Consider the following 25,828-nt stretch of genomic DNA (forward strand, 5'->3'; position numbering starts at 1 on the left):
GGGGCCGGGCACGAACAGCCGGTCGTACACGCCCATGCGGGTCTCATCACCTCTCGCTCGGGATGTCTCGCTCGGGCGACGTCGACGGCCGGCGGCCGGTCTCCCGCCGCCACATCGACCACATCGGCGGCCCGGACCGAAACGTCATCTCCTCGTGCACGGCGAAACCGTGCCGCTCGTAGAAGGTCAGGTTGCGCCGGTTGCTCGACTCCAGGAACACCGGACGCCCGTCCGCGTCCGCCCGCTCCAGCAGCCCGCCCAGCACCCGCGACCCGCGCCCGGTGCCGCGCGCGTCGGCGTGGGTGCCGATGTACTCGACGTACCAGTGCGCGGGGTCGGCCGGATGGCGGTGCTCCAGCGCGAGCAACCGCAGTGCGGTACGCGGTAGTTGGGCTCGCGCAGCCCGGATCAGTGTGCCCGCGTTGCGCAGCAGGTAGCTTGTCGGCAGCTTCCACTGGCCGGGCTCCGCCCACACCGCCGCCACCGTGCGGTCCGGGTCGGTCCACACCCGGCCCGCCGGGACCTGCTGTGCCAGGTGCGCGGTGAACAGGAGCCGCAGCCGCCGGTCCCGGTCGTGCGGCATCAGCCAGGACCAGACGGGGTCCTCGGCGTAGGCACTGGCGAGTACGGCGGCGAGCGCCGGGACGTCGGAGGCGGCGGCACGCACTATGTCGGTCATGGCCGGGGAGAGTATCGGCCATTCGTGATCTCGCACTACCGGGTTGACCGGCCCTGTTGCATGTTGGCCCTCGGGGAGACCCCCGTCCGGCGGAACGGCGAGAGATCATCTGCCGGTGTCTCAGGAGTACGGCCATGGTTCGCCCGCCGTTCGCCCCGGCGGCCTAGTTTTCGCAGGCAGCGCCGACGTTCGCCCCCCTGAATCACTCTCCCCCAGAGGCCCCTGATGACTCTCACCACCATCGAGCCCCCCTGCATCGACACAGAGCACACAGAGCACGCAGAGAGCACTGAGAGCACAGAGAACATCGAGAGCAGCGCAGCCACCGGAAGAGCCGAAGTCACCGAGAACGCGGTGAGACCCTCCGGCGAACACCGCATCACCCGGCGCCGGATGCTCCGGACGGCCGCCGTCGCCCTCGGTGCGATGGCGGCCGGACCGGTCGCGGAAGCGGTCGGCGGGGCACGGGCCGGCGCGGCCGAATACGTCCTGCCCAAGGGCTTCAACGGCGATATGTCCGATCTGAAGCACGTGGTGATCCTGATGCAGGAGAACCGGTCCTTCGACCACTACCTCGGTCAGCTGCCCGGTGTACGCGGCCACCAGGACAAGCAGGTCCTGAGGTTCCAGGACGGCACCGACGTCTTCCAGCAGCGCGACGCCACCGGCACCATCGTGCGGCCCGCCGTGTCGACCGCCACCTGGAGCGACAACCACAACTTCTACGGTGCCAACGACGGGCGGTGGAACACCTGGGTGAAGGACAAGGGCGACCACTGCATGTGGTACTACTCGCCCGGCTACATGCCGTGGATGTACTCGCTCGCCTCCCAGTACACCGTCTGTGACATGAACTTCTGCTCGCTGCACGGGCCGACCATCCCGAACCGCTACTACCTGATGACCGGTTCGGCGGGCGGCGAGACCAGCAACGCCGGCCAGAACAACTACAGCCGCGGCTGGACCACGGTCCCTGAGCAGCTCCAGCAGGCCGGCATCGACTGGCGGGTCTACTCCGACAACAGCGGCAAGGGCGTCGGCGGCAGCCTCCAGAGCGGCTATGTCGGTGAGTACGGCTGCAATGTCACCAACAGCTTCAAGTCCTTCGACCCCCGCACGGCGGACGAGGGCGACCTCGAACCCGGCACCGGCAAGGTCTGGAAGGCCAACTCCTTCGTCTACGCGGGCGCCACCACGCCCAACGACGACTCCGAGGCGAACCTCGACGCGGTCCTCCGCGACCTGATCGCCGCCTGCGAGCCGGGGGCGGAGCATCCGCTTCCCGAGGTCTCCTGGGTGGTGATGCCCGCCGCGTGGAGCGAGCACCCGGGCTTCGACACCGTGCACGGTGAGCGCTACATGAACAAGGTGCTCCGGACGCTCCAGAGCAACGAGGACATCTGGAACCACACCCTGGTGATCATCACCTACGACGAGAACGACGGTAAGTTCGACCATGTACTGCCCCCGCGCCCGGAGCCGGGCACGGCCGGTGAGTTCTCCGGCACCACTCCGTACGGGTTCGGGCCCAGGGTGCCGATGCTGCTGGTCTCGCCGTGGACCCGGGGCGGCTACGTCGCGTCGGAGGTGTTCGACCACACCTCGACGGTGAAGTTCCTGGAGACCTGGGCCGCCTCCCTGGGCAAGCCGTTCACCTGCCCGAACATCACCGACTGGCGCCGGGCCGTCGCCGGCGACCTGACCAGCGCGATCGACTTCGCGCACCCGCAGCCGGGGCCGGTCGTCATCGCGGACCCGGTCACCGGGACCCCGCCGGAGCTCCCGGCGGACAGGATGAAGCCGCGCGGCCTCTCCTTCCACCCGCACGCCACGTTCACCGAGAACCGCTCCGCCGGCACGGTGACCGCGTCCATGACGCTGTCCGGCGGTCCGGCGGGCAAGGCGGTGAGCCTCCAGGTCTTCCCCGACCGGTACCTCGCCTTCGCCAACACGCCGTACACGGTGACCGAGGCGACCCCCCGTTCGTACACCTGGGACGTGAAGAAGACCGACGGCAAGTACGCCTTCTCCGTCTACGGGCCCGACGGCTTCCTGCGCTCCTTCGCCGGACAGGTGATTCCCGCGAGCCAGAAGAACATCGGCATTCCGCGCATCGGGGCGGAGCTGGGCAGGGGCAGGCACGGCGAGGTCAGGCTGACGCTCCACAACGACGGTACGCAGGCCGTCCGTTACACGCTGACGGCCAACGACTACCTGGGCGGCACCCAGAGGTACACCGTCGCCGGCGGCGCCTCCACCGTCGTGGACTGGCCCACCGAACAGGGCTACTACGACGTGGTGCTCACCGCCAGCACCGGGACCGGCTGGACCCAGCGGTACGCCGGCCGTGTCTCGACGGTCTGAGGAGAGAGAAGAGCATGCGAACCAGAGCCAGACTCCTGGTGGCCGCCACGGCCGCCTTCGCGGCGCTCCTCGCGCCGTTCTCCGTGATGACGGCGACGGCGGCCGACACCGCGCCGACATCGGCAGCCGCCGTCCCCGTTCCCGAACCGAGCGTCCTGGACGTGGACTTCGCCGACGGCAGGCCGACGGACCGCGCCCAGAACCTCGCCCCCGTCACCAAGGGCACCCCGTCCATCACCCGCGACCAGAGCGTGGCCAAGAACGCGGCGACCTTCAACGGCACCACGGACGCGTACACCTATCCGTTCGCCGCGCAGTGGCCCAAGCTGTCCGGCGGGTTCTCGGTGGAGTGCCGGTTCCGCTGGAACGGTGATTCCCTGCCCGCCTCGGGGCAGTCCGCGATCTGCTCCAACGCCCAGTCGGGCGGCGCCGATCTGCAGATCGACGGCGGTCAGCTGGCGTTCTCGGTGAACGTCGGCGGCTACAAGTACACGCACGCCCCGATCGTGCCCGGCCAGTGGTACGACGCGGTCGCCACCTGGGACGGCCGGAACGTCAAGCTGTACGTCGACGGCGCCCTCGCCTCTACCACGGCCGCCGCAGGCTCGCTCACCGCCCCGGCAGCCGGGGCGCAGAACTGGACCCTGGGCGCCGACTCGGCGGGCAGCGGCGGTATCGAGGCCCCCTCGCCGGTCACCCTCAGCACCGCCCACGTCTGGGACTCGGCGCTCTCGGCCGACCAGGTGGCGTCCTTCGTCCGGCGGAACACGGCTCCGCCGCCGGACGCCCCGGACTGTTCCGCGTACCGGAAGGGGATCGCGGACGCGGCCGGCGCCGCCGCCGGGACCGTCGTCCTGAACGAGGACTTCTCGGACGCGGCCGACGTCAACTGCTGGAACCAGGCCACCGGTTCGTCCCCGTGGAAGGTGACCGGCGGCCGTCTGGCCGGCGACTCGCCCGCCGCCGGTGACGACCCGCTGATCACCTTCGGCCCGCATCTGGACGACTACGTCCTCCGGGCGACCGCCCGCTTCGACAGCGTGCTGGCGCCCACCGGCCCGTGGTTCGGGGTGGTCGCGGACACACCCGGCAACGGCGTCCGCCCCTACCCGGTCTTCGCGGTCGCCGCCGACACCGCGGCCGCCGACGGGGTCCGCGCGATGACCCGGTACCCGGCGTCCACGAAGGGCATCAAGAGCGCGGCGTACAGCTCGGACCTGGGCACCGGCACCGAGGTGGACCTCGCCCTCGAAGTGCACGGCACGCTGGCGAACCTCTCCCTCGACGGCCGCCCGGTGCTCACCGGTGTCGAAATTCCCCGCACGTCCAAGGGCGTGCTCGGGCTCGAACTCGACTCCGCGAGCGTGTCGTTCGACACGCTCTCGGTGACCAAGCTCGGCCCGCTCGGCACGGCCGGTTTCATGTCCGCCACCTTCAGGCTGCCCGCCACGGCGGTCTCCGGCGGCATCGACCAGCCGCTCGCCGGGCTGTGGAGCACCGGCTGGACGGAACAGGACGACGCCCCGGTCAGCTTCTCCAAGGTGTCGGGGGACAGCTGGCTCGATGTGAGCCCCGGCGGCGTCGTCACGGGCACCGCCCCCGACGACGTACCGCAGGACGACGGCACGATCACCGTCGAGGCCACCGACGGCACGACGACCGGGCAGATCGAGGTCCAGGTCCCGGTGGCCGGCCGGGGCGCGGCGCCGCAGATCCAGAGCGCTTCGTGGAATGCCTGGGACGGCGGAAGCCATGTCACGGACGCGGTGGCGAAGAACGTCGCGGTGATCGCCACCCAGGGCATCGGCCTGGTCGGCTTCCAGGACGGCGGGGCGGACATGGCCCGGCAGGTCGCCGGCGCGCTGGGCTGGCACGTGTACGCCTCCGGGGATCTCGGGATCGTCTCCGCCCACCCGATCGCGGACACCGGGCGGATCGGCCCGAGCGACGCCGCCCCGGCGGCGGCCGTCACCCTCGATGTGGCGGGCACGCCGGTGCGGGTGTGGGACGCGCGGCTGGACGAGGCCGACTACGGCCCCTACCGGGCCTGCTTCGACGGCGCCGCGGACCTGACGGCACATGAGAGGACCACCACCCGTTACGCCCAGGCCCGTAAGATCGCACAGGAGATGGCGGGCGACCTGTCCGGCAGCGGCAGCACCCCGGTGGTCTTGCTCGGTGACCTGGCCTCGCCGTCGGGCACCGACTGGACCTCGACGACCTCGGACGCCCACTGCGGCGCGGGCGCCGTGGACTGGCCGGTGCCGGACGTCTTCGCGGATCTCGGTCTGACCGACTCCTACCGGGTCGTCAACTCCGACCCCTCGGCCGACCCGGGCAACACCTGGTCCCCGATCACCTCGACCCACCCCGACGGGCGGGCCGAGCCGCAGGACCGTATCGACTACGTCTGGTACGCCGGTGACGGTGTCCAGGTGGCCGAGGCGCACCCGCTCACCGTCGGCTGGCCGTCCGAGGACGATGTGGCGGACAACTCCTGGGCCAGCGACCACGCGGCGGCGGTCACCACCTTCACCGTCGGTGAGGACTCCGCCGAACCGCCGGCCGAGTTGCCCGTCGTCTCGGTGGACAACCGCACCGTCGCGTACCAGGAGGGCCACGGCCCGGCGGACGTCGCCGCGTTCCTCAAGAGGACCGGCGCCACCGCCGACCCGGCCGGCGCGACCCTCTCGGCCGATCTCGGCACGGTCGACTTCGCCACCCCCGGCTGGTACACGGTGCTGGTCACGGCGGTCAGTGGCCGCTACACGTCCCACCCGGTCGCGATCACCGTACGGGTCGCACCCGTCCCCGGACTGACCCTCTCCGCCGACACCGCGACCTTCGCCGTCGGTGACCCCCTCGACGAGGCAGCGGTTCTGGCGCGGCTCGAACCGATCCTGGACGTACCGGGTGCGGTGAACGTCGGCCTGTCCGGCGTGGACGCCTGGGTGCCCGCCGCCTATCCGGTGACGGTGACCGCCACCGACGAGTGGGGCTTCACGGCGACCCGGCCGGCGACCGTCGAGGTCGTGGGCACCGCGCCCTGGGACGCGTCGGAGGTCTACGACAACGGTGACATGGTCACCTACCAGGGCACGTTCTACCGGGCGGCCTGGTGGACGCGGAACCAGAAGCCGGGTGACCCGTACGGGCCGTGGCAGGAGATCCGCACGGCCGAGGACGGCACCCCGGTCTGGACCGCGTCGCGGATCTTCCTGGCGGGCGACATCGCGACCCACCAGGGCGTGACGTACCGGGCGAAGTGGTGGACCCGGAACCAGAGGCCGGGCGACCCGAACGGGCCCTGGGCGGTGACCACGGGCTGACGGGTGCGGCGTCGCACCGCTGACGGACGTGACAGGTCCCGGTGGGGCCGGGAGCTGTCACGTCCGAGTGCGGTGGAGAGAGCAGGCTTACTGCCCGTCGGCGAACTGCGGGTCCTTCTCCTGGTTGTAGATCTCCTTGCCGGATGCGTCGAAGGCGTGGACGTAGGGGCTCGGGCCCGCGTAGTGCGGGCTGGGGCGGGACGTGCCGGGGGTGAGCGCCGCCGCGTAGACGAACGCGCCGCCCGCCATGACCGCCGGGTACTGCTTCGGGTTGTCGCCGTAGCTGATGGTGATCTTGGCAACGTTGGACGTGTAGTGCCCGGCGCCCAGCATGAGGAACTGCTTCTTTCCGGCGGGCGCGCCGATGGAGTCGAAGTACGCGATCGTGCGACCTGTGCCCCACAGGCGATTGTTGATGAACGTGGGCGGGGAGTCCGGGCTGCTGCCCTTGTCGCCCTTCGACTCGCATTGCACGTACTGGCCGGCGGAGTCGACGGCGACGACCACGCCGTCCGCGTCCTGCGAGGCGATGGGAGTGCGGACCGCGATCACCGCGTGGTACCGCGATGCGTCCGAGCCCAGGCAGGAGGACAGGATCTTGGCGACGGTCCCGGCCTCGATCGGGATGGTTCTTCCGCTGGTGATGGTGAAGGTGTCGGGGGTCGAAGATGACGCGGGAGCCGAAGACGGCGCCGAGCCGGCTCCGCCCGACGTGGAGCCGTGTGTTGTGCCCGCACTCGGTGACGCGGTGGCGTTCGTCGGGTTTCCGGCGGGGGAGGCGAGAAGCGGCTTGGCTTCCCCTGCCCCGCTGAAGACGGCCACGGCCCCGATGCTCAGCGCCGCGACGCCGGTGGCGACACCCAGCGGTATTCCCCACCCGCGTCGCAGCGAAGCACGGTTGTCCTCGGGATCGATCTTCATCAGTAGCTCCTCTCGGGTCCGCCGGTGGTTCGGCAGATCACGATCGGAAGGAGCCGCAGGAATGCCCTGCTTGTCATTCATCGTGCGACCTCTTCCGCGTTGACGGGATTCTTCGAACTGAACGACGCCGTGACCGTGGTTCCGCCAATGAGGTCGGCCCCCAGCCTCCGCCGGGCCCGGTGCAGTCTGGACTTCACGGTTCCGACCGCCACCTTCAGCGCTGCCGCGGCCGCCTGCTGATCCAGGCCCGACCACACGCAGAGCTCGACGACCTCGCGTTCGTGGCGCGGCAGCCGGGCCAGCGCCCGGTGGATCTCCGACATGCGACGCTCGTCGTCGACCAGGACGGCGACGCGGTCCGCGTGGTCGCCCACCGGCTCGTCATGCGAGACGAGCCGGTGCAGCAGCGCCTCGGCCCGCCTCAGCCGCCGCCTGGTGTTCGACAGCAGGCGGTCGGCGATGCCCAGCAGCCACGGCAAGGCCGAGTCGCGGTCCAGCACCGTCTCCGATCGCCTACGCCAGGCATGCAGGAACACGGTCGACGTGAGGTCTTCGGCCTCGGACCAGTCGGCAGTCCGCCGGAACAGATGGTTGTAGACGGTCTTGCCATGACGGTCGAAGATCCGACCGAACGCGTCCCGGTCGCCGCCGACGGCCCTCGTCCACAGCTCCCGGTCAGATATCCCTCCGACCGGTACGGCGGGAGCAGCGTCGTTCAGTTCCATGCTCTATACGTGTCCGGCAACCGGCCGAAGGTTCCCGATGAACCGACTCCTGGAATGTTGCTGCTTGTTTCCGGTGCTTCTGGTTGGCAGGGATGGTCGATCCGAAAGAGGTGATCGCGGCCCCGCGGCGCCGGGCCGGTCTGCGTCCGAAGGGGGACGGGTGTCGGCCCCCGCACCCGGCGTCAGGAGCCGTGGATCAGCTTCCTGACCTCGGGAGGGAGTTCCTTGCCGGATTCGGCGGCGACGAAGAGGACGTCGTCGGACGCGTCCTGCACCCAGATGGCGATGTCGGGGTCCACCCCCTCGACCGCGTAGGCGGTCGTCGTCGTCGGCTCCGTCCGGCCGTCTTCATCGTCGTTCGGAGTGTCGTCGCACGGCGCACGGGTGGCGGCCCCGAGCTTCTTCCCGGTCGTGATCTTCGTGCTCTGTGTGCCCGAGTACGTGCGGTTCTGGTACGTGACGTCGTTCGCGCAGGACGCCGCCGACTCGCCGCCGTCACTGTCACTGGACGTAGTGCAGGAGGCGGACAGGGTGACGAGGGCTGCCGCCAGTAGGAGCGTGCGCACGGGGCCGCTCCTGTGGCTCGGGAGTACCGGTTTCATCGGGGTGTCTCCTCCTGGAGCTGCCGCTCCGGCTCATTAGATGCTGCGAAGGCCGAGGACGTCACCCTTGCCGAGAGTCCTGGCCTGAGTCGAGCACCGGTTCGAGTTCTCGTGCATGGTGCGATTCTCGTGCGCCCCGGCAATGTCCTTCAGCCCGAAGATGTGGCCGGCCTCATGCGTACCGACGGAGCGGATGTCGAACTTGTTCGAACAGCTGCTGGTCACCTTGTTGGTGAAGTCGTAGTCGGTGGTGTTGCCCGCCCGGAGGCGCTGCCTCAACACGCGGAATGTATCGGGCTGCCGCTGACGGGGGCCTCGCCGGGGCGACGGCCGCCGCCGCGTCAGCGGCACCGGGCGGCGGTCGGCACGGCAGCGGGGTGGCGCAGGTGCCGCAACTGGGCTCAGGCGCGCAGACCTTGGCGCGAGTGGCGAACGGGTGACTGATCTCGCCGGTGCTCCTGGGATGGGCGGTGCAGCCGGCCCAGGACGGCCACACCTCCGACGCTGCCGGCCTCCGTCACCCGGACAGAATCACTTCGCGCAGAGACTCTCCACGAAGCCGCGCCAGGCATCGGCCCCGACGACGACGACGGGCCCGCCGGGGTTCTTGCTGTCGCGGACGGGGACGGATGCGGCGCAGCCGTCGGCCACCTCGACGCAGTCGCCGCCGCTCGTTCCGCTGTACGACGACTTACGCCAGGCCGCGCCGCCGGTCACGGTGCACTCGACACACTCGCCGCCGTTCGTGCCGCTGTACGACGACTTTCGCCAGCGCGCTCCTGTCAGCTCATGACTGGTCCCCATAGCGTTCCTCCATCACACGAGCGATCAGCGTCGCCGAGTCCTCGGGGGAGAGGGCTGTGGCTTGCAGTCGAGCGTAGCCGACCGAACGCTCTTTGATCACTGATGGGTTGGCGGTCATATGGCTCTGGTCGTAGCTCTCCACGTAGAAGAGATCCGGATCGTCGTCGAACCGAAGCAGGTTGAACGAGCCCATCATCGCTGTGTGCTGACCTACAGTGAACGGCAGTACTTGGATCTGTACCCAGGGGTCGTTCCGGAAGGCCAACAGGCGAGCAAGTTGCTCGTGCATGACGTCTCGCCCGCCGACTTCCTGGAGCAATGCGGCTTCGCTCAGGACGATCCACAGCGTTGGCGGATTCTCTCGCCCCAGAACTCGCTGCCGATCCAGCCTTGCGGCCGTCATCTCGTCGACCCTGTTCGGGTGGTCGACGCCTACGAGCGCCCGCGCGTAGCCCTCCGTCTGCAACAGCCCGTAGACCAACTGCGCCTGGAACGTGCTGATGTACGCGGCCCGTGCCTCCATGTCGGCGTACGGCTGGAACCAGGTCGGCAGCTGGCTGCGCAGGACCAGGCCCATCAGCCGGGAGAACACCCCGTCCGTGCCGAGGGCGGCGTCCACGCGTTCGGAGAAATCGCGGGTGGGGATCTTCTTCGTCGTCTCGATCTGGCCGATCAGCGAGCCCGTGCAGAAGATGATCTCGCCCAACTGGTGCTGTTTCAGGCCGTGCGCCTCGCGCTGGCGGCGTAGTTCCCAGCCGTAGTAGTCCAGGGGGACGCGCTGGGGTCGAGCGACTGGATGTTGGCCACGGCGGGACCTCCGATGTGCAGGCGCGATGCGCAACGCCTCGCGGCGTTCGGTTCCGTAGGTAGCCGAGCGTAGTCAACCGCTCGCACGATGGTGACATGAGTCACGTAATTGCCCCCCGGGCCGAGTCCGAAGAGCCGGTCTACCGAGCCGACTTCGCCATGGGCGAGCACTCGGCCCGGCATCTGCGGCGCATCCTGCGGCTCTACCTCAACGGGTGGGGGCTGGTGGGCGTGGCCGACGCGGCGGAGCTCGCGTTCACGGAACTGATCGCCAACGTGGTCCGGCATGTGCCCGGCCGCCGCTGCCAGACGTTCATCTTCCGGCTCCCGGACGGCGACGGGGTCCGCGTCGAGGTGGCGGACGGCTGCCCGACGGTGCCTCGCGTGGCCGAGGGCGATGTGCTCGACGAGGGCGGGCGGGGGCTGGTCCTGGTGGCTGCCGTCGCGGACAAGTGGGGCGTGGAGGTGCGCCGCGACGGCGGCGGCAAGACGGTGTGGTTCGAGTGCCTGGCCGCCGCGCCGGGGGCTGGTGCCGGTCCGGCTACGCCGACAGCTCGGCCAGCACCGCGTCGGTGAACGGGGTCCAGGCCTCGGCCGCCCACGGTCCGAAGGCCCGGTCGGTGAGTGCGACGCAGGCCGCACCCGCGACCGGGTCGATCCACAGGAACGTGCCCGACTGGCCGAAGTGCCCGAAGGTCGCGGGAGAGGACGAGGTGCCCGTCCAGTGCGGCGACTTGGAGTCCCGGATCTCGAAGCCGAGGCCCCAGTCGTTGGGGTTCTGGTGGCCGTAGCCGGGCAGTACGCCCTTGAGGCCGGGGTGGACGACGCTCTGTGCGGCCAGCACCGTGCGCGGGTCGAGGAGGCGGGGGGCCTGCACCTCGGCCGCGAACCGCAGCAGGTCGTCGACGGTGGAGACGCCGTCGCGGGCGGGCGAGCCGTCCAGGGTGGTCGCGGTCATGTCCAGGGGCTCCAGGACCGCCTGTCGGACGTACTCCGGGAACGGGATGCCGCTGGCTTTGGCGATGTGCTCGCCGAGCACCTCGAAGCCCGCGTTGGAGTAGAGCCGCCGGGTGCCGGGCGGGGCCGTCACCCGGTGCTCGTCGAAGGCGAGGCCGCTGGTGTGGGCGAGCAGGTGTCGGACCGTGGAGCCCTCGGGCCCGGCCGGTTCGTCGAGCTCGACCGCGCCCTCCTCGTACGCCACCAGCGCCGCGTAGGCGGCGAGCGGCTTGGTGACGGAGGCGAGCGGGAAGCGGTGCGCGGTCGGACCGTGCCGGCCGAGGACGGTGCCGTCCGCTCGTACGACGGCTGCTGCCGCGGTGGGGACGGGCCAGTTCTCGATCAACGCCAGGCTCTGCATACGTACGAGACTAGGTTCTCCCCGGCGCCCGTCGAAACTCGCCTCCGGTTGCGCTTGCTTCGAGTGCACTCCAAGGTTCTAGCGTGGAGGCATGACGGTGATGGAGACCACTTCGACTTCGACGAGGACCGATATCTGCGCATCGGCCCCCAAGGCGCACCCGCGCCCCGAGGGGCAGGACCAGTACACGATCAGCGAGGTGGTCGCCTTCACCGGGCTCACCGCACACACGCTGCGCTGGTACGAGCGGATCGGGCTGATGCCGCACGTCGACCGGTCGCACACCGGTCAGCGCCGCTTCACCAACCGTGACCTGGACTGGCTGACCTTCGTCGGCAAGCTGCGGCTGACCGGGATGCCGGTCGCCGACATGGTCCGTTACGCGGAGCTGCTGCGCGAGGGCGACCACACCTTCGAGGAACGCCAGGAACTGCTGGAGGCGACCCGCCGCGACGTGAGGACGCGGATCGCGGAGCTCCAGGACACCCTCGCCGTCCTCGACCACAAGATCGACTTTTATGCGGGCGCCCGAGTGGCGCCGGGAAGGTCCAGTACCTGATGACTGACAACAAGATCGCCACCGTGGAGCTCGGCAGGGGCGGCCCGCAGGTCGGGGTCCAGGGCCTCGGCTGCATGGGCATGAGCGAGTTCTACGGGGACACCGACGAGTCCTCCGCACGCGAAACGCTGGAGACGGCCCTCGCGGCGGGCGTCACGCTCTTCGACACCGCGGACATCTACGGCAGCGGCGCCAACGAGACGTTCATCGCGCCGTTCGTCGGGGCGCACCGGGACGAGATCACCCTCGCCACGAAGTTCGCCATCGAGCGGCGCGACGACGACCCGCACTACCGGGGCATTCGCAACGACCCCGCGTACATCCGGCAGGCCGTCGAGAACAGCCTGCGCCGGCTGAACACCGAGGTCATCGACCTCTACTACATGCACCGCCGCGACCCGGCCGTGCCGCTGGCCGAGTCCGTCGGCGCGATGGCCGAACTGGTGGAGCAGGGCAAGGTCAAGCAACTCGGGCTGAGCGAGGTGACCGGTGCGGAGCTGCGTGAGGCGCACGCCGTGCACCCGATCGCGGCCCTCCAGTCCGAGTGGTCGCTCTTCAGCCGGGACGCCGAGCGCAGCGCGGTGCCCGCTGCCATGGAGCTCGGTGTGACCCTCGTGCCCTACTCGCCGCTCGGCCGGGGCTTTTTGACCGGGGCGTTCACGGACGCGGGCAAGGATCTGACGAAGGGTGACTTCCGGCAGTTCCAGCCGCGCTTCACCGGCGAGAACGCCAAAACGAACGCCGCGCTGCTGGAGCCGGTCCACAAGATCGCCGCCGCGCACGGGGCGTCCGCCGCCCAGGTGGCGCTGGCCTGGGTGCAGCAGCGCGCCCAGGTGCACGGCCTGACCGTGGTGCCGATCCCGGGCACCCGCAAGAGCAGCCGGCTGCTGGAGAACGTCGGCGCCACCAGGATCACGCTGACGTCCGAGGAACTGGCCCTCCTGGAGCCGATCGCCGGCCGGGTCGCGGGGGACCGCTACCCGGACATGAGCTCGACGTCGGCGGCCCGCGAGTGAGCGCCTGCCGCGCGGCCAGTTGACCGGCAAGAAACCGCAGGGTTCGGCTGGACAGGTCGATTGAGGATGGGCAGGCAAGCACGCGAAGCTCCTGGCGGACACGGATCGTCTCGGTCAAGAATCCGTCTGCCAGGAGCTTCGTCATTGCGCACGACCGGCCCGACTCGCGGTCAGTGACGCCACCGTGGACAAGGCCTATTTGAAGGAGCCGGCGTTGAGGACGATGAAGCCCCCTTCCGGCCGGCATGCCCGCGCGATGTCCGCGTCCTTCATCCTGGCATCGTCTGCCTCCCAGAAAGAGCCACTCGCCTTGATCGTGGCGCCTTCCAGAATCGTGCCGAAGTTCGGGACTTCGACACCCCGCTTGCCGCCCTCACGGGCCGGCTGCACGTCCTTCGACCAGATGGGCGACACTGTGACCTCGACGCCGCCCTTGTCGGCGTGCACCACCAGGCAGTCGCCGTCAGCAATGTACTCGAGACGTCCGCCCACCAGCATGTCTTCGGCCAGCTCGCGGTTGTGAACCAGGATCTTCGGGTTCTCGCCCTTCACGGCGAGACCGTCCGGGGAGGTCTGGCCCCCGCTGCTCTTTCCGTCTCCGCCTCCACCTCCGCAAGCGGAGAGGGCGAGCAACCCGGAAACGAGCAAGAAGCGGTTGATCGTTCTCGGAAACCGCACAGGTCAAGCCTCCCTATAGCCCTGTGGGGCAAGCGGCCCAGCTTGCCCCACAGAAATTAGAACTGCCTCTTCATCGCTGCCAGACGTCGTAGCCGCGATTCTGGAACAAATACGCGGGCGTGAAGACGCTGCGAACAGCTCCACCCTTACTCACGATGCCGGTGTGAATTCCCACCGCAGTGCCTCCGTGATACCACGGACCTCCACTGTCGCCGCCTGCCGAGACGTTGCTATTGGTGAGCACCATATGCTTCAGAGAGCTGATCGTGACATCTCGGTATTTAACCGTACTGCATCTCTTACCGGAAGTCGTCCCGAAATGACAGACCGAGGTGCCAACCGTCGGCATTGCCGAACGATTGTCGGCATACCTGGTCTTGTTCCAGTCATGGTAGAAGGTGCGGGTGGGGGTCTTGGTGCCGTGATTCGTATAGCCCAGATCGCCCCAACTGCCTTGGCTGGACCACACCACGTCAACCGTTGTGGAACCACCCGCGCTGGAGTGGTTGGAATACTTGGAAGTGGTTCCAGTGGTGCAGTGTCCTGCCGTGCCCAGGCGCTTGGTGTCCGTGCTGATGTACTTGAGGTTGAATCCGGCCGTGCACCCCGAGAGTCCGCCGCCGCCCCGGATGTAGTTGTCCTGCTGAATCAGCCCTGACCCCGCGGAGACGTTCACGGTGACCGGGAACCGGGGGTCGCCGGCCGTCTCCGGGGTGCCGTCCGCTTCGCCGGCACTCAGACGCGAGGCGGTCGCGGCGTCATCGTACTCGACGTCCACCGTGATCCCGCCGGAGCGGATTTCATAGGCTGTACTGAAGCTCCTGACTCCGTTTTTCTTCTCCCATTCCCTCGCTATGATCTCCATAACGCGAGCGAGTTCGGCTTCGCTGTATTGCCGGTTACTCACCACTTCAACGGGGACAGGAAGGGAACTAGCCAGCTCCAAGGCTTTGGCGGGAGCTGCCCCTTTGAAAGCGAACCAGGCGCTCGTGTCGAGCTTTTCCGCTCCGGAGAATGTGTCCGGGTACAGCGCTTCCAGTTCGTCGGCAACGGCGACGAACTCGGCCTGCCAGGCGTATCGGTTGATTCCCTCTTCGAGACTCAAACCGTCCTCTGCTGCCATCGCCTCGATATCCTCGAGCTCTCCGGCCGTGAGGAGGTCGATCGAAGAATTTGGAGTGCTCACGGGTCCATCGGGCTCATCGGCGATAGTCAGCCTGGAGGCGGTCGAAGGATTCGCTAGATAGTTGTCCACAGCCACCTGGAGGGAACTTCCGTCCGCCTTGGCAGATTTCTTTATCCTGTCCAGCGTGGGGCTGCTGAAATCGACGTTTTGCTTCTCAGAGTTGAGGAAAACGGACACTTCGGCGGGAGCTTCAGGCCCACTGGCCGAACTCGCCGAAGGGGCGGCCAACAGCAGCCCCATTAGCGCCGAAACTGTCCCAAATAGTGCGAAACCGCCGGCTCTTGTGCTCGATATTCGTTGAAACATTCCCCCCCCAAGGTTGCCGATTGTAATAGATCTACAATCCTTTCCCTAACCTTTACACGGCGGGACATCGTCAGGCAAGAGTTATTTAATATCCGAAGAGGCCATATGTGTATTAATCGGTCATGAAGCTAGTGGAAACTTTTAGCGTTTCATGTTATTTCGTCGGCCTTGTGTTTCAGGAGTGCCCCGTCGACGCTCCATCGCCTTCTTGGCAGCGCCGAGCGGGGACCCTCAGTTCCTTCGTGCTGTTCGAGCACCGCACCGTGATGCCTAAACGTTGTTGCATGGCGATCGACGCCTCGCATCAGAGCGGTGGGGGGTTCGGGTGCTCGTGGGTGGTGGTGATCACGTGGGTGCAGGGCGGAAGTCTGGTAGGCCGTCGTCGTCCTTCACCACACCTCAACGTGAAGTTGGAAAACCCTCAGTGCCACACACGTCTACTCGGGGCCAGCATCACTGGTGACAGAGCTGGTGGCGTGGTTGGACCAACGCCACGGCCCCGGAACCTTCACGGGCCTGTTCTGCACGTTGGTCTACTTCGAAATCCGGCTTGACCGCGCAGACGGTCTCTCGCCCTGGCTGCGGTCACGTACTCCGGTGGCTCCGCCCGTACGGGGTTAAGTCATACACGCCCGTACGGGCGAGCCGCCCCGGCCCCTCCCGGACCGCTACAGCTCGGCGAGCAGCTGGGCCTTCTTCGCGCTGAACTCGTCGTCCGTCACCAGACCCGCCTGGTGCAGCTCGCCCAGGTGGTGGATCCGCTCCGCGATGTCCGCCGGGTCGCGACGCCCGGCGGAGGCCAGGGCCGTCGCCGCGGCGGGCGTGGACTGCTTCCTGCGGACGGACTCCAGTACGGCCGCGGCGAACGGCAGCGACTCGTGCACCGGACCGTAGCCGAGGCCGAAGATCACCGCGGCGGGGTCCTCGTCGGCCCGGGTGGGCCGCGCGGCCCCCGGCTGCACGCTGTGGGCCGTCCCCGCACACAGCGCCGCGCCCGGACCGTCGCCGAGCCCGGCGGCCGCGGCCGGAACCGTACTCTCCAGCCCTCTCGGCACCAGCCGCAGATAGCCCTCGAAGGCCTCGGGCGAGCGCCACTCGACGCCGCTCAGCTCGGTGACCGGGAAGGTCTGGTCGCCCGCCTTCCACTTCTGCGAGGAGGCACCCGTCCAGAACCACCGGAAGGAGATCCGGTCCCCGTCGAAGCTGGCCCGGCCGTCGTACGCCTTGAAGCGCATCGGCGCCTCGGGCGCCGCGACCAGGAACCGCTCGGCGGGTTCACCGGCGTCCGGACCCAGCCGGGCCCGCAGCTCGTCCGCGTAGTACTCGGCGAGCGTCTCGCGTTCGGCGGGGAGCACCAGGCGGTACGGATCGCAGCCGTCCTTGAGCTGTCCGGCCGCGGCCTCCAGCAGTGGATCGGCACCGGGTCTCGGGACGGCGCGCAGCACCACCGTGCCCCGCTTGCCCGGGGTCAGCGTCACCGACGACAGCGCCGCGTGCGGGACGCGGCGTTCACGAAGGCTCTGGAGGAGCCTCGGCGTACGGATACCCCGTTCGAAGCGGATGAGCACGGAGTCGGTGTCGAACTCCCAGGTGGCTTGAATTCCGGCCAGCACATCACCCATGTGCCTCATCGTATGCGGCACTTGCCCGCACGTCCCCCCTCGGCGTAGACGGCAATCCGTGATCGGGCACGGCCCTCTACGCGCGTCAGACCGTCTCGTCGCCGGAAATTCGTTCGTGGCAAGCGCTGTCGGCCTGCGCACAGGTCACCGAGCCGTAGGTGCCCACACCGATCGCGGCGAAGTTGCCCAGGCTCTCGGTACCCGGCTCGAAATAGCCGCTGTGGCCGATGGCGTCGCCCGCCGACGCGATCCGCGCACCGAAGCCCGGATCCACCGGATCGGCCCCGTGGCCGAGACCGGCGACCTCCAGGTTCGGTACGTCCTCGATCCAGTCGTCGTGGTCCCGCATCGCCCACACGTTGGCCCGGGTGTGCAGCTGGGCGGCGTTGTCGACCCGCATCCCCGGACTGCCCGCGACCGCGATGTCGCTCACCCGGGCGGGCAGTCCCCGCGCGGCCACGCCGCACAGGACGGAGCCGTAGCTGTGGCAGAACAGTGAGACGGGTGCGATGCCCGGGAGCGAGCCGACGAGCGCGTCGAGCCGGACCGCCCCGCGCCGGGCGAGATTCCCCAGGGCGGCGTCCATGCCGATGCCGGCGGGCGCGGTGTAGTCGGCCCAGGCGATCACGGCGGTCCGTACGCCGGGGCGGGCGGACCGCTCGGCCGCGTAGAGGGACTTGGCCATGCCGACGGGGGCGGCGTTGGTCTTGACCCCCGTCCGCTCCAGCGTCAGCAGATTGGTGTCGACACCCGGTACGACCACCGAGACCCGCTCGGCCCGGTCGAGATCACCGAAGACCTCGGCGGCGCGGCCCCGGCCGGACGGGTCGAACGCGAGGAAGTGCCGGCCGTCGGCGAGCATCGACCGGAAGCGGTCCATCCGGCGGACCGCCTCGGCGCGGCCGTCGGGGGAGAGCCTGCTGTCGTGCACGCGCTGCTGTTCGACCGTGCGCGCCTGTACGAGCGCGAGCCGGTTGGCCCGATAGCGCAGGGTGACCGGGACGCCGTTCAGATTCCCCACCACCAGCGGGTACTTGTCCGCCAGCCGGATGCGCTGCGCGGCCGTGAGCATGGCGAAGAAGTGCGCCACCCTGAACGGCTGGGCATCGGCCGGGGGAAGCGCGTGCCCCGCTATCGATCCCTTGGCCCAGGAGGCGAGTGCGACAGTGCGTGGCTCGTCGGAGCGTTGAGGGCGCACGGCGGTCCAGCCCGTGGTCGTCAGCATCACGAACACAACCGCGATGGCGAGCAGAGTGCGCCATGCGGTGAGCGTCGGGGAGGAATCGAAGGAAGTCACTTCGGCCCACATTAGGAGACGCGCGCCGAAGGCCGTGAAGCGGGTGACACACATCACCCGGCCATGAGGAATGGAACGCCTCTTCCCTCACGCTCCGTACGGATCACCCGTACGCTCCGCCGAGCCCCGTGTCCCTCGGATGCCGCATCCGGGCGGCGTGGTCCGCGTGTTGTGACCTTGGCCATACGGCGCGTCCGAGGTGTGCGGCACACGGCCCCGGGCGGGGGTGCGCCAGTCCTCGGCGAGGGCCGGTCCCAACTGGTCGAGGTACACCTCGGTCAGCGTCCGCAGCGAGTCCATGCTGGTCTCCCGCCCCTGCCCCCACAGCTGGCCGGTCACCCGCATCACCCCGGAGAACGCGGCGACGGCGACCCGCGGCCGCGGGTCCAGCTCCACGTCCAGACCCTCGCGCTCGGCGATCATCAGGGCGATCTGGTTCTCCAGCTCACAGCTGCGCCGCAGGTGGGCGGCGAGCAGTGAGGGCGTCGATTCGATCATTTGGTACGTACGCATGTGGAGTTCGACCGGGATCAGGGCCTCGATGGCGTCCCCGATACTGTTCCAGGCGCAGAGGACCGCGCGGCGCATGGCCTCGAAGGGGGCTTCCGACGCGGGCCGTTGGCTCAGTTCGGCGATGAAGCGCGACTCCACCATCTCCTGGACGGCGAAGGCGGCCGACTCCTTGCCGGCGAAGTAGCGGAAGAAGGTGCGCTGGGAGACCTCCACCGCGTCGACGATCTCGTCGACGGTGGTCTCCTCGTACCCCTGGGTGGTGAAAAGATCGAGGGCGGCATGGAGCAGGGCGTCCCGGGTGCGTCGCTTCTTGCGCTCGCGCAGCCCGGCCGGATACTCGGCGGCTCGTTGCCCGTCGGTCACTGAGCTGGTCCCCTTTTCCTGCTTTGTCCAGCTCAGCGTACCTGTGAGCTACGTGACAGTTACCGACTTGTGAATGGGTTTGTCAACTGTCAGCGACTGACACTAATCTCTGCGTATGACTAGTCAGACCACCGTCGAAAAGGCGTCGCGGGAGCCCCGGGATGTCCCTGTTCCCGCACCTGCCAAGGGGCTGCGCGGCCATCCCTGGCTGACGCTCTTCTCCGTGGCCATCGGCGTGATGATGGTTGCGCTCGACGGCACGATCGTCGCGATCGCCAACCCCGCGATCCAGAAGGACCTGGGCGCCTCGCTCGCCGATGTCCAGTGGATCACCAACGGCTACATGCTCGCCCTCGCGGTCTCCCTGATCACCGCGGGCAAGCTCGGTGACCGGTTCGGCCACCGCCAGACCTTCCTGATCGGCGTCGTGGGCTTCGCCGCGGCGTCCGGGGCCATCGGCCTCTCCAGCAGCGTCGTGCTCGTGATCACCTTCCGGGTGCTCCAGGGCCTCTTCGGCGCGCTGCTGATGCCGGCCGCGCTCGGCCTGCTGCGCGCCACCTTCCCGGCCGAGAAGCTGAACATGGCGATCGGCATCTGGGGCATGGTGATCGGCGCCTCGACCGCCGGTGGCCCGATCCTGGGCGGCGTGCTCGTCGAGCACGTCAGCTGGCAGTCCGTCTTCTTCATCAACGTGCCGGTCGGTGTGATCGCGCTCGTGCTGGGCGTGCTGATCCTCAAGGACCACCGCGCCGAGAACGCGCCGCGCTCCTTCGACTTCGCCGGCATCGTGCTGCTGTCCTCCGCGATGTTCTGTCTGATCTGGGCCCTCATCAAGGGCTCGGAGTGGGGCTGGGGCGACCTCAGGACGATCGGCTTCCTGATCGCCGCCGTCGCCCTGTTCGTCGGGTTCTCCCTCGTCCAGCAGCGCGTCAGGGAACCGCTGATCCCGCTGGCGATGTTCCGCTCCGTGCCGCTCTCCGCCGGTACGGTCCTGATGGTGCTGATGGCCTTCGCCTTCATGGGCGGCCTGTTCTTCGTCACCTTCTACCTCCAGAACGTGCACGGCATGAAGGCCGTCGACGCGGGTCTGCACCTGCTGCCGCTGACCGCGATGATGATCGTCGCCTCGCCGGTGGCGGGCTTCCTGATCACCAAGTTCGGCCCGCGGGTCCCGCTGGTCGGCGGCATGGTGTGCACCGCCGTCGCGTGCTTCGGTATGTCCCAGCTGACCGTCGGCACCGGCACCGTCACCATGTCGATCTGGTTCGCGCTGCTCGGCCTCGGCCTCGCGCCGGTCATGGTCGGCGCCACCGAGGTCATCGTGGGCAACGCCCCGATGGAGCTCTCCGGTGTCGCGGGGGGCCTCCAGCAGGCCGCCATGCAGGTCGGCGGCAGCCTGGGTACGGCCGTCCTGGGCGCGATCATGGCCGCCCGGGTCGACGCTGACCTGGCCGGCAACTGGAAGGACGCGCAGCTTCCCCCGCTGTCGGCGGACCAGCTCGACCAGGCGTCCTCGGCCGTCAAGGTCGGGATGCCGCCGGTCGCCCCGGGCACTCCGCCCGAGGTCGCCGGCAAGATCGTGGGCGTCGCCCATGACACGTTCGTGTCGGGCATGAGCACGGCGTTCATGGTCGCGGGCATCGTCGCGGTGATCGCGGCCCTGGTCGCCACCCTGACCAAGCGCGGTGCGAACGCCGAGGCGGGCGCGGGCGCCGGCCACATCTGACCGGTCCGTCCCGACGCCGCACGGCGTCAACACAGTGTGTGCAGCAGCCCCGCCGGAACGTTCCGGCGGGGCTGTCGCCTATCAGGGTGGTACGGCCCCCGGCCCCTTCCCGAGCCGTTGCCCCGCAGCTCAGAGTGGGTGCGGAAGATCCACATCACCACGGGGGTTCATTCACATGCGTACAACCGTTGTCGCCGCCACCCTGGCCGCCGCCTTGGCCGCCGCTCTGATCCCGCAGGCGGTGGCCCAGGCCGCGCCCGTCCGGCTCGGCAGCTGCGGGAGCGGTCAGCTCTGCCTCTGGGCGAAACCGGGGTTCACCGGCGCCCGGCAGGTCCACGAGCTGTCCACCCTCGACATCGACAGCTGCGTGCCGCTGCCGGCGGGCTCCACCGTCCAGGCACTCGCCAACCGCACCGGCCGCCCGGTCACGGCCTACCAGTCGGCCGAGTGCGCCGAGACCGGCGAGTTCGAGACCTACCCGGGCGGCGGCACCTGGCTGCCGCAGTCCCCCTACCAGGTCCGCGCCTTCAAGGTCTGGGAGAGCTGACCCCGCGAACGCGGCGGGGCGGTCGGACCCTGAGGTCCCACCGCCCCGCCCGTGTCACCGTGCCGTGCGTGCCTACGCGTCGCCGCCCGCGGCCCCCGGATCGGCCGCGGCCACATCCAGCAGGTCATAGCGGTCGACCGCCGTCTTCAGCACCGAACGGTCGATCTTCCCGTCCTTCGCGAGCTCCGTGAGCACCGCCAGGACGATCGACTGGGCGTCGATGTGGAAGAACCGGCGGGCCGCCCCGCGGGTGTCCGCGAAGCCGAAGCCGTCCGCGCCCAGCGACTGGTACGCACCGGGCACCCAGCGCGCGATCTGGTCCGGTACGGACCGCATCCAGTCCGAGACCGCCACGAACGGCCCCTGGGCGCCGGAGAGCTTGCGCGTCACGTACGGGACGCGCTGCTCCTCCTCCGGGTGCAGCAGGTTGTACCGCTCCACGTCCACGGCCTCGCGCCGCAGCTCGTTCCAGGAGGTCGCCGACCAGACGTCCGCCCGCACGTTCCACTCGTCGGCGAGGATGCGCTGCGCCTCGACCGCCCAGGGGACCGCCACGCCGGACGCCATGATCTGGGCCGGGATCTCGCCCTTCTCGCCGCTGCTGTAGCGGTACACGCCCTTCAGGATGCCCTCGACGTCCACGTCGGCGGGCTCGGCCGGGTGCTGGATCGGCTCGTTGTACACCGTGAGGTAGTAGAAGACGTCCTCGTTCTCGTCCGGGGTCCCGCCGTACATCCGGCGCAGGCCGTCCTTGACGATGTGCCCGATCTCGTACCCGAACGCCGGGTCGTACGCGACACAGCCCGGGTTGGTCGAGGCGAGCAGCTGCGAGTGGCCGTCCGCGTGCTGGAGACCCTCACCGGTCAGCGTCGTACGGCCGGCGGTGGCACCCAGCACGAAGCCGCGCGCGAGCTGGTCGGCCATCTGCCAGAACTGGTCGCCGGTCCGCTGGAAACCGAACATCGAGTAGAAGACGTACACCGGGATCAACGGTTCGCCGTGCGTGGCGTAGGCCGAACCGGCGGCGATCAGCGAGGCGGTACAGCCCGCCTCGGAGATGCCGTCATGCAGCATCTGGCCGGTCGGCGACTCCTTGTACGCGAGCAGCAGATCGCGGTCCACCGACTCGTACTGCTGACCCAGCGGGTTGTAGATCTTCGCGCTCGGGAAGAACGCGTCCATACCGAAGGTCCGGTACTCGTCGGGCGCGATCAGCACGAAACGCTTGCCGATCTCCTTGTCCCGCATGAGGTCCTTCAGGACGCGGACGAACGCCATGGTGGTGGCGATCGACTGCTGGCCCGAACCCTTCTTCGCGCTCGCGTACGCCTTGTCGTCGGGCAGGGCCAGCGGCTTCGCCCGCACCACACGGGTCGGGACGTAACCGCCCAGACCCTTGCGGCGGTCGTGCATGTACTGGATCTCCTCCGAGTCGCGGCCCGGGTGGTAGTACGGCGGATTGCCGTCCTCCAGCTGCTTGTCCGCGATCGGGATGTGCAGCCGGTCCCGGAAGCGCTTGAGGTCCTCGGCGGTGAGCTTCTTCATCTGGTGGGTCGCGTTGCGGCCCTCGAAGTTCGGCCCCAGCGTCCAGCCCTTGACCGTCTGCGCCAGGATCACCGTCGGCTGGCCCTTGTGGGCCTTGGCCGCCGCGTACGCCGCGTAGACCTTGCGGTGGTCGTGACCGCCGCGGCCCAGGTGCAGGATCTGCTGGTCCGACATGTCCTTGACCATGTCCCGCAGCCGGGCGTCGTCGCCGAAGAAGTGATCACGGATGTACGCACCCGTCTCGGTGGCGTACGTCTGGAACTGGCCGTCCGGCGTGGTGTTCAGCTTGTTGACCAGGATGCCCGTGCGGTCCTGCGCGAGCAGCGGGTCCCAGGAGCGGTCCCAGACCAGCTTGATGACGTTCCAGCCGGCGCCGCGGAACTGCGACTCCAGCTCCTGGATGATCTTGCCGTTGCCGCGCACCGGACCGTCGAGGCGCTGGAGGTTGCAGTTGACGACGAAGGTCAGGTTGTCCAGGCCCTCGCGGGCGGCGATGGAGAGCTGGCCGAGCGACTCCGGCTCGTCCATCTCGCCGTCGCCGAGATACGCCCAGACGTGCGAATCGGAGGTGTCGGCGATGCCGCGCGCCTCCATGTAGCGGTTCATCCGCGCCTGGTAGATCGCACCGAGCGGGCCGAGGCCCATCGAGACGGTCGGGAACTCCCAGAAGTCCGGCATCAGCCGCGGGTGCGGGTAGCTGGACAGGCCGTTCGGCGCCTTCGACTTCTCCTGGCGGAAGCCGTCGAGCTGCGCCTCGCTCAGCCGGTCCAGCAGGAAGGCGCGGGCGTAGATCCCGGGCGAGGCATGGCCCTGGAAGAAGATCTGGTCGCCGCCCAGGCCGTCGTCCTTGCCGCGGAAGAAGTGGTTGAAGCCCACGTCGTACAGCGAGGCGGAGGACGCGAACGTGGCGATGTGACCGCCCACGCCGATCCCCGGACGCTGCGCCCGGGACACCATCACGGCCGCGTTCCAGCGGGTCGCGTTGAGGACCTTGCGCTCGACCTCCTCGTCGCCGGGGAAGAACGGCTCGTCCTTCGTGGCGATGGTGTTCACGTAGTCCGTACTACGCATCTCCGGCACGGCGACACGCTTCTCGCGCGCACGCTCGATGAGCCGGAGCATGAGGTAGCGGGCCCGCTCGCGGCCCCGCTCGTCGACGGCGGCGTCGAGGGAGTCGAGCCATTCCTGGGTCTCTTCGGGATCAAAATCCGGGACCTGACTCGGAAGGCCGCCAATGATGATCGGGTTGCGATCGGATCCGGAAGCCACGCGTGTTCCTTCGCTGTTCGGTGCTGCGCTACGGGGCCTGGTTGAGGGAGTCACGCCCCCGGGATGTGTACACGTAAGCCATCCCATCGTGTACCGCGAGGGCGCAAACGTCATCTCTACCCAAAGGTAACCGGCGGCTTCCCGGAGACGGTCCCCAAGGGTCCGGATGGGCCGCGGCGCAGCGGGTACCGGGGAGGCAGGACGCGTCGGGAGGGCGCGTCGGGCAGGATGGGTCGGGCGAAACCGCAACCATACGCCCAAGGCGTGCAAGTGTTCCCAAACGCTGCTCGACTCCGATTGCCGGACCGAAACGGCATAAGCTGTTCAAGGACGTAAAGGGTGTGGACGGTAACGCGGGCTCCGGCAAGGGGCCGCCGACAGTGCGGCGACGTGGCACGAAACGTCACCGTTTAGGCGGTCTCGTGCGCTGGGTACTTGCGCGATCCGCCGCTCCCGTGTGGACTACGGCCAACGCCCCGCGTACGCGCGTGGCTGCAGCATTTTCCGAAACATGATCAGGAGGCAACCCGTGAGCGCGACCGCGGACCACGCGGAGGAGCGGACCAACCCGGCAGCACGCCTGGGGTTCGAGCCCGGACAAGTGGTCCAGGAGATCGGCTACGACGACGACGTCGAGCTGGAGCTCCGTGAGGGCATTGAGGCCACTATCGGCCAGGAACTCGTCGATGAGGACTACGACGACGTCGCAGACGTCGTCCTGCTCTGGTTCCGCGACGAGGACGGCGACCTTACGGACGCGCTGGTGGATGCCATTGGTCTGCTCGAGGACGGCGGTACGGTCTGGCTGATGACGCCGAAGACCGGCCGTGACGGATACGTCGAGCCGAGCGACATCAACGAGGCTGCCCAGACAGCCGGTCTCGCCCAGACCAAGAGCATCAGTGCGGGCAAGGACTGGACGGGCAGCCGTCTGGCCACGCCGAAGGCGGCCAAGGCCAAGCGCTGAACCGCACTCGCCCCTGAAGGCCCCCGACGGCAGCCCGCCGCCCGGGGGCCTTCGTACACCCGTGGCACGGCCGGGACACCGCAGGATGAGCTTCTGCGGGTGCCGCGCGGCCGCCGGGAGCCTCTGCGTAGGGTGGGAGTCACCCGGACAGCCCAGCCCGGCGACGTAGCGAAGGGACGCGTTTCATGGCGATCGAGGTCGGCACCAAGGCCCCGGATTTCGAGCTGAAGGACAATCACGGCCGGACCGTGAAGCTCTCCGAATTTCGCGGCGCCAAGAACGTGGTGCTGCTGTTCTACCCGTTCGCTTTCACCGGCGTCTGCACGGGTGAGCTGTGCGCCCTGCGCGACGAGCTGCCCACGTTCGAGAACGACGACACGCAGCTGCTCGCCGTCTCCAACGACTCCATCCACACCCTGCGCGTCTTCGCCGAGCAGGAGGGCCTCGACTACCCGCTGCTCTCGGACTTCTGGCCGCACGGCGAGACCTCGCGGGCGTACGGCGTCTTCGACGAGGAGAAGGGCTGCGCGGTGCGCGGCACCTTCATCATCGACAAGGAGGGCGTGGTGCGCTGGACCGTCGTCAACGGCCTGCCCGACGCGCGCGACCTCAACGACTACGTCAAGGCGCTCGGCTCCCTCTGATC

The 25,828-nt window shown here is 68.9% G+C and carries 21 protein-coding genes and 2 pseudogenes; 9 read left to right on the plus strand and 14 right to left on the minus strand.

Going from position 1 to position 25,828, the window contains the following annotated elements:
* Positions 1–46: 46 nt before the first annotated feature.
* Entirely contained in the window at positions 47–679 is a 633-nt protein-coding gene (locus OG322_RS26390; RefSeq protein WP_123470705.1) for a GNAT family N-acetyltransferase, read from the minus strand.
* Positions 680–1,033: 354 nt separating this feature from the next.
* On the opposite strand from OG322_RS26390, the gene OG322_RS26395 reads away from it, so the two are divergent.
* Positions 1,034–3,043, plus strand: a complete 2,010-nt coding sequence (locus OG322_RS26395; RefSeq protein WP_329307034.1) for an alkaline phosphatase family protein — start codon at positions 1,034–1,036, stop codon at positions 3,041–3,043.
* A 14-nt stretch (positions 3,044–3,057) separates the two neighbouring features.
* The gene (locus OG322_RS26400; protein WP_329307035.1) at positions 3,058–6,372 is read left to right on the plus strand and encodes a LamG-like jellyroll fold domain-containing protein; all 3,315 of its coding nucleotides are present in this window, start codon (positions 3,058–3,060) and stop codon (positions 6,370–6,372) included.
* A gap of 87 nt (positions 6,373–6,459) precedes the next feature.
* Here the strand turns inward: OG322_RS26400 and OG322_RS26405 are convergent, their stop codons facing one another.
* The 6 genes and pseudogenes from OG322_RS26405 to OG322_RS26430 form a co-directional block, all read right to left on the minus strand.
* Complete coding sequence (locus OG322_RS26405; RefSeq protein ID WP_123470699.1) at positions 6,460–7,293, minus strand: hypothetical protein; 834 nt, start codon at positions 7,291–7,293, stop codon at positions 6,460–6,462.
* A 77-nt stretch (positions 7,294–7,370) separates the two neighbouring features.
* Positions 7,371–8,018 carry an RNA polymerase sigma factor gene (locus OG322_RS26410; RefSeq protein ID WP_123470697.1) on the minus strand — a complete coding sequence of 216 codons (648 nt, stop codon included), beginning with the start codon at positions 8,016–8,018 and terminating at the stop codon, positions 7,371–7,373.
* A gap of 182 nt (positions 8,019–8,200) precedes the next feature.
* Positions 8,201–8,584 carry a DUF6281 family protein gene (locus OG322_RS26415; RefSeq protein ID WP_123470695.1) on the minus strand — a complete coding sequence of 128 codons (384 nt, stop codon included), beginning with the start codon at positions 8,582–8,584 and terminating at the stop codon, positions 8,201–8,203.
* Positions 8,585–8,656: 72 nt separating this feature from the next.
* A complete protein-coding gene (locus OG322_RS26420) occupies positions 8,657–8,899 on the minus strand; it encodes a hypothetical protein (RefSeq protein ID WP_241199956.1) in 243 nt (80 codons plus the stop codon).
* Between the two features lie 252 nt (positions 8,900–9,151).
* Positions 9,152–9,424 carry a DUF397 domain-containing protein gene (locus OG322_RS26425; RefSeq protein WP_266412077.1) on the minus strand — a complete coding sequence of 91 codons (273 nt, stop codon included), beginning with the start codon at positions 9,422–9,424 and terminating at the stop codon, positions 9,152–9,154.
* A pseudogene (locus OG322_RS26430) lies at positions 9,408–10,231 on the minus strand (helix-turn-helix domain-containing protein). Before OG322_RS26430 ends, OG322_RS26425 begins: the two are co-directional and overlap by 17 nt.
* A 96-nt stretch (positions 10,232–10,327) precedes the next feature.
* Here OG322_RS26430 and OG322_RS26435 point away from each other — a divergent pair.
* Positions 10,328–10,807, plus strand: a complete 480-nt coding sequence (locus OG322_RS26435) for an ATP-binding protein (protein ID WP_124283944.1) — start codon at positions 10,328–10,330, stop codon at positions 10,805–10,807.
* Here OG322_RS26435 and OG322_RS26440 read toward each other — a convergent pair.
* Complete coding sequence (locus OG322_RS26440; protein WP_329307036.1) at positions 10,773–11,588, minus strand: serine hydrolase domain-containing protein; 816 nt, start codon at positions 11,586–11,588, stop codon at positions 10,773–10,775. The two genes, OG322_RS26435 and OG322_RS26440, sit on opposite strands and share 35 nt — an antisense overlap.
* Positions 11,589–11,679: 91 nt before the next feature.
* Here OG322_RS26440 and OG322_RS26445 point away from each other — a divergent pair, with 91 nt between their 5' ends.
* Positions 11,680–12,147 (plus strand): MerR family transcriptional regulator, encoded by a 468-nt coding sequence (locus OG322_RS26445; protein WP_329307037.1) that lies wholly within the window; start codon positions 11,680–11,682, stop codon positions 12,145–12,147.
* Positions 12,147–13,163 carry an aldo/keto reductase gene (locus tag OG322_RS26450; RefSeq protein WP_329307038.1) on the plus strand — a complete coding sequence of 339 codons (1,017 nt, stop codon included), beginning with the start codon at positions 12,147–12,149 and terminating at the stop codon, positions 13,161–13,163. Before OG322_RS26445 ends, OG322_RS26450 begins: the two co-directional genes overlap by 1 nt.
* Before the next feature lie 195 nt (positions 13,164–13,358).
* Here OG322_RS26450 and OG322_RS26455 read toward each other — a convergent pair whose 3' ends face one another.
* From OG322_RS26455 to OG322_RS26475, 5 genes and pseudogenes are all read right to left on the minus strand, one after another.
* Entirely contained in the window at positions 13,359–13,715 is a 357-nt protein-coding gene (locus OG322_RS26455; RefSeq protein ID WP_123470676.1) for a hypothetical protein, read from the minus strand.
* Between the two features lie 196 nt (positions 13,716–13,911).
* The gene (locus OG322_RS26460) at positions 13,912–15,267 is read right to left on the minus strand and encodes a S1 family peptidase (RefSeq protein WP_329307039.1); all 1,356 of its coding nucleotides are present in this window, start codon (positions 15,265–15,267) and stop codon (positions 13,912–13,914) included.
* 734 nt (positions 15,268–16,001) lie between these two features.
* On the minus strand, positions 16,002–16,955 hold the full coding sequence (locus OG322_RS26465; protein WP_329307040.1) for a DUF4429 domain-containing protein: 954 nt from the start codon (positions 16,953–16,955) through the stop codon (positions 16,002–16,004).
* Between the two features lie 85 nt (positions 16,956–17,040).
* Entirely contained in the window at positions 17,041–18,252 is a 1,212-nt protein-coding gene (locus tag OG322_RS26470) for an alpha/beta hydrolase (RefSeq protein ID WP_123471475.1), read from the minus strand.
* 222 nt (positions 18,253–18,474) lie between these two features.
* A pseudogene (locus OG322_RS26475) lies at positions 18,475–19,128 on the minus strand (TetR/AcrR family transcriptional regulator); the annotation flags it as partial.
* Positions 19,129–19,243: 115 nt separating this feature from the next.
* Between OG322_RS26475 and OG322_RS26480 the strand changes: the two are divergent.
* Both OG322_RS26480 and OG322_RS26485 read left to right on the plus strand, forming a co-directional pair.
* Entirely contained in the window at positions 19,244–20,854 is a 1,611-nt protein-coding gene (locus OG322_RS26480; protein ID WP_123470668.1) for an MFS transporter, read from the plus strand.
* 175 nt (positions 20,855–21,029) lie between these two features.
* Positions 21,030–21,401, plus strand: coding sequence for a peptidase inhibitor family I36 protein (locus OG322_RS26485; RefSeq protein ID WP_123470666.1), 372 nt, complete (start codon positions 21,030–21,032; stop codon positions 21,399–21,401).
* Between the two features lie 72 nt (positions 21,402–21,473).
* Here OG322_RS26485 and aceE read toward each other — a convergent pair whose 3' ends face one another.
* A complete protein-coding gene (gene aceE / locus OG322_RS26490) occupies positions 21,474–24,215 on the minus strand; it encodes a pyruvate dehydrogenase (acetyl-transferring), homodimeric type (RefSeq protein ID WP_123470664.1) in 2,742 nt (913 codons plus the stop codon).
* Between the two features lie 529 nt (positions 24,216–24,744).
* Between aceE and OG322_RS26495 the strand changes: the two genes are divergently transcribed.
* Complete coding sequence (locus OG322_RS26495; protein ID WP_123470661.1) at positions 24,745–25,182, plus strand: DUF3052 domain-containing protein; 438 nt, start codon at positions 24,745–24,747, stop codon at positions 25,180–25,182.
* A gap of 185 nt (positions 25,183–25,367) precedes the next feature.
* A complete protein-coding gene (locus OG322_RS26500) occupies positions 25,368–25,826 on the plus strand; it encodes a peroxiredoxin (RefSeq protein WP_123470659.1) in 459 nt (152 codons plus the stop codon).
* Positions 25,827–25,828: the final 2 nt, after the last annotated feature.

It is taken from the genome of Streptomyces sp. NBC_01260 (assembly GCF_036226405.1).
GTDB classification, from domain to species: Bacteria; Actinomycetota; Actinomycetes; order Streptomycetales; family Streptomycetaceae; genus Streptomyces; species Streptomyces laculatispora.

What these genes read in the sequence shown, in the direction of transcription:
- OG322_RS26390 (WP_123470705.1), bottom strand. Translation starts at nt 679, where the DNA reads ATGACCGACATAGTGCGTGCCGCCGCCTCCGACGTCCCGGCGCTCGCC.
- OG322_RS26400 (WP_329307035.1), top strand. Translation starts at nt 3,058, where the DNA reads ATGCGAACCAGAGCCAGACTCCTGGTGGCCGCCACGGCCGCCTTCGCG.
- OG322_RS26405 (WP_123470699.1), bottom strand. Translation starts at nt 7,293, where the DNA reads ATGAAGATCGATCCCGAGGACAACCGTGCTTCGCTGCGACGCGGGTGG.
- OG322_RS26410 (WP_123470697.1), bottom strand. Translation starts at nt 8,018, where the DNA reads ATGGAACTGAACGACGCTGCTCCCGCCGTACCGGTCGGAGGGATATCT.
- OG322_RS26425 (WP_266412077.1), bottom strand. Translation starts at nt 9,424, where the DNA reads ATGGGGACCAGTCATGAGCTGACAGGAGCGCGCTGGCGAAAGTCGTCG.
- OG322_RS26435 (WP_124283944.1), top strand. Translation starts at nt 10,328, where the DNA reads ATGAGTCACGTAATTGCCCCCCGGGCCGAGTCCGAAGAGCCGGTCTAC.
- OG322_RS26440 (WP_329307036.1), bottom strand. Translation starts at nt 11,588, where the DNA reads ATGCAGAGCCTGGCGTTGATCGAGAACTGGCCCGTCCCCACCGCGGCA.
- OG322_RS26445 (WP_329307037.1), top strand. Translation starts at nt 11,680, where the DNA reads ATGACGGTGATGGAGACCACTTCGACTTCGACGAGGACCGATATCTGC.
- OG322_RS26450 (WP_329307038.1), top strand. Translation starts at nt 12,147, where the DNA reads ATGACTGACAACAAGATCGCCACCGTGGAGCTCGGCAGGGGCGGCCCG.
- OG322_RS26460 (WP_329307039.1), bottom strand. Translation starts at nt 15,267, where the DNA reads ATGGGGCTGCTGTTGGCCGCCCCTTCGGCGAGTTCGGCCAGTGGGCCT.
- OG322_RS26465 (WP_329307040.1), bottom strand. Translation starts at nt 16,955, where the DNA reads ATGGGTGATGTGCTGGCCGGAATTCAAGCCACCTGGGAGTTCGACACC.
- OG322_RS26480 (WP_123470668.1), top strand. Translation starts at nt 19,244, where the DNA reads ATGACTAGTCAGACCACCGTCGAAAAGGCGTCGCGGGAGCCCCGGGAT.
- OG322_RS26485 (WP_123470666.1), top strand. Translation starts at nt 21,030, where the DNA reads ATGCGTACAACCGTTGTCGCCGCCACCCTGGCCGCCGCCTTGGCCGCC.
- OG322_RS26500 (WP_123470659.1), top strand. Translation starts at nt 25,368, where the DNA reads ATGGCGATCGAGGTCGGCACCAAGGCCCCGGATTTCGAGCTGAAGGAC.